This window comes from Candidatus Woesearchaeota archaeon (genome assembly GCA_026394965.1).
Lineage (GTDB): Archaea > Nanobdellota > Nanobdellia > Woesearchaeales > 0-14-0-80-44-23 > JAPLZQ01.
On sequence record JAPLZQ010000001.1, the window covers coordinates 1 to 3,185 of the forward strand.

A 3,185-nucleotide genomic window follows, 5' to 3' on the forward strand; every position below is an offset into this window, starting at 1 on the left:
TTATGTCTGAAAAATCAAATCCGCGGAAGTCAAAACCAGAATCCCCTGCCTGGAAGCCCTGATTATACTCAGATGAGCCGAACCTGTCATAGTTAGCCCTGCTCTTGTCGTCAGAGAGAACCTTGTATGCCTCATTTATCTCCTTAAACTTCTCCTCCTTGTCCTTGTCCCCCTTGTGGAGGTCTGGATGGTATTTCTTGGCAAGCTCCTTGTAAGCCCGCTTTATCTCGTCCTGCCCCGCAGTATTTGACACTCCGAGGGTTTCATAGTAATCTTTTGCCATTCAACCACATCATTTGTAAATCGGCTCGCTCTTTTCGCTTCTGATAAGATTCTTTATGTCTCCTGGTTTTAACCCTGCCTTTGAGAGAATCTCCTTCTCAATCTCAAGGACAGCTTGCTTGGTGCATAGAATCCTTCTGCACCGCTCAGGCTCGTTATTTCCGTATTTCCTGATAAGGTAGTCATACCTCTCATCAATGCTTACTATCGTGTAATTGTTAACAAGCTTGTCGGAATAGTAAACTATTCTTTCCTCCCAGTTGCTGAAAGGGTCTTTTTCTCCGGGAGACAGGTTAATGACATGCTTCAGATTAAACTGCGCAACATCAGGACAGCCCAAATCATAAAGTTACTTGTGCGCAACATTTGCGTGGTTGTGCCCATGCTTATCTCATTAACAACAATTGAGTGCTTTATTATGTTCTCAGGGACGCGCTCCTTTTTCAAAAGTTTCATGCACTCCCCTGTAGTTGGTATCTTCATTTCGTTTATCCCCCATAATCTGCGAGATGATTCAAAATCAGATGAATTAACAGAAAGATTTTCACATGCTGTTTTTAAATTTTTTGATAAAAGATAATCAGAACTTATCAATCGGCTTTCATAGAGTGCACTCTTCCCTTCTTCCCATTCAATTCCCATTATTCCACGCATTAATGTAATTTAAAATGATTTTAAATAATTTTAAAAAAAATCATAAAAATCCGCTGAGAGCGTCCTACTCCGCACTAAAGTACGGAGTTTGACCGGACGCTCTCTTAATCGCGGATTTTTAGGATGCCAAAAGCGGCCGTATCTCCAATCTAAAGATTGGAGTTTTGCCGCTTTTCTGCATAAAAAAATAAAAAACTTGGAATTCCTTCATGGAGGTCAAATACGGACTTATTTCTTCTTTTTCTTGTCATCATTAACCTTGTAGTCAGCATCATAAACCTTGCTCTTGGGCTTCTCCTCTTTCACATTCTCCTGCTGCTCTCCTGAAGAAGAATCTTCCTGCCCTGAAGCGCTTTCTCCCTGCTGTCCTGCACCTGCCTTCTGGTAAAGCTCTGTTGAGGCTTCCTGAAGAAGCTTGTTGACTTCATCAAGCTTGTCCTTTATCTGCGAGACATCTTTATCTTTTCCCTTCTCCTTGAGCTCCTTTAACTCCTTGACTTTTGCCCTTATCGCTTCAAGCTTGGAATCATCAACTTTTCCCTTCATCTCATCAAGAAGCTTGTCTGTGCTGTAGATTACTGAATCTGCATTGTTGAGAACTTCAGCATTCTCCTTTCTCCTGCTGTCCTCATCTGCATGGGCTTCAGCCTCTTTCTTCATCCTTTCAATCTCATCTTCATTGAGTTTTGTTGAGGCAGTTATTGTTATCGCCTGCTCCTTCCCAGTTCCCCTGTCCTTTGCAGAGACATGGATTATCCCGTTTGCATCAATGTTGAATGTTACCTCAATCTGCGGTATTCCCCTTGGGGCAGGAGGGATTCCTACAAGGTCAAAATTTCCGAGGAGCTTGTTATCCTCTGCCATTGGGCGCTCGCCCTGGAAAACCCTGATTGAGACAGCTGGCTGGCTGTCTGATGCAGTTGTGAAAGTCTGGGATTTCTTTGTTGGGATTGTGGTGTTCCTGTCAATGAGCTTGGTGAAGATTCCTCCGAGAGTCTCTATTCCCAGGCTCAATGGAGTTACATCCAAAAGGAGAATGTCTTTCACATCCCCTGCAAGGATTCCTCCCTGGACAGCTGCACCCATTGAGACGCACTCCATAGGGTCAACGCCCCTTTCAATCTTCTTTCCAACCATGTCCTCAACAAATTTCTGGACAATAGGCATTCTTGTAGGCCCTCCGACAAGGATTACCTTTGCAATGTTGTCTCTTGTCACCTTTCCGTCAGCCATTGCCTGCTCAAGCGGCTTTCTGCACCTGTCCACAATCGGCTTTATGAGTTCCTCAAGCTTTGCCCTGTTTATTTTCATAAGCAGATGCTTTGGACCCTCGTTTGTGGCTGATATGAAAGGAAGGTTTATCTCTGTCTCAAGCACTCCTGAAAGCTCAATCTTGGCTTTCTCAGCAGCCTCTTTCAAGCGCTGAATTGCCATGCTGTCCTTTGAAAGGTCAACGCCTTCTGTCCTCTTGAATTCCTTCACAATGAAGTCTGTAAGAACCTTGTCCATGTCTGTTCCGCCGAGCTGGGTGTCTCCTGAGGTGGACTTAACCTCAAAAACGCCCTGCCCGTATTCCATTACAGTTACATCAAGGGTTCCTCCTCCGAAATCAAAAACAATCACTGTGTGCTCCTTGTCTGACTTGTCAAGCCCGTATGCAAGGCACGCAGCTGACGGCTCGTTCACAATCCTCACAACCTCAAGCCCCGCAAATGTCCCTGCATCCTATGTCGCCTGCCTCTGGTTGTCGTCAAAATACGCGGGAACTGTTATTACCGCCTTCTTGATTTCCTTTCCGAGGAACGCCTCTACATCCTTCTTTATCTTCTGGAGAAGGAATGCTGAGATTTCCTGGGGGGTGTAGCTCTTGCCGTTAACCTTGTACTTGAAGTCAGTTCCCATCTTCCTCTTGAAAGCAGTAATTGTCCTTTCAGGGTTTGAGATTGCCTGCCTTCTTGCAGGCTCGCCAACCAGAAGTTCGCCGTCTTTTGTGAATGCCACAACGCTCGGAACAGTCTTTCCGCTTACTGTTGAACCCTCTGCACTGGGAATTATTACCGGCTTTCCCGCTTCCAGGACAGAAGCGCAGCTGTTTGAAGTCCCCAAGTCAATTCCAATAATTTTTTCGCTCATTTTAATTCCTCCGTTTAAATTTCAATCCTATTTTTTCAATTTTTTTCGGTTTTACTTGAATTTAATCCAATAAAAAATAATCAAAAAGCAATCATAATTTCTTCAGGGCAATTGCC

At 44.3% G+C, this 3,185-nt stretch carries 2 protein-coding genes and 1 pseudogene; all 3 read right to left on the reverse strand.

The window, feature by feature from the left end:
- Window positions 1–283 (reverse strand): DnaJ domain-containing protein (locus NTV63_00005; GenBank protein ID MCX6709328.1); only part of this gene is annotated, 283 nt, incomplete at its 3' end.
- A 9-nt stretch (window positions 284–292) separates the two neighbouring features.
- Entirely contained in the window at window positions 293–622 is a 330-nt protein-coding gene (locus NTV63_00010; GenBank protein MCX6709329.1) for a hypothetical protein, read from the reverse strand.
- Between the two features lie 542 nt (window positions 623–1,164).
- Window positions 1,165–3,069: pseudogene (dnaK, locus tag NTV63_00015) on the reverse strand (molecular chaperone DnaK).
- Window positions 3,070–3,185 lie beyond the last annotated feature (116 nt).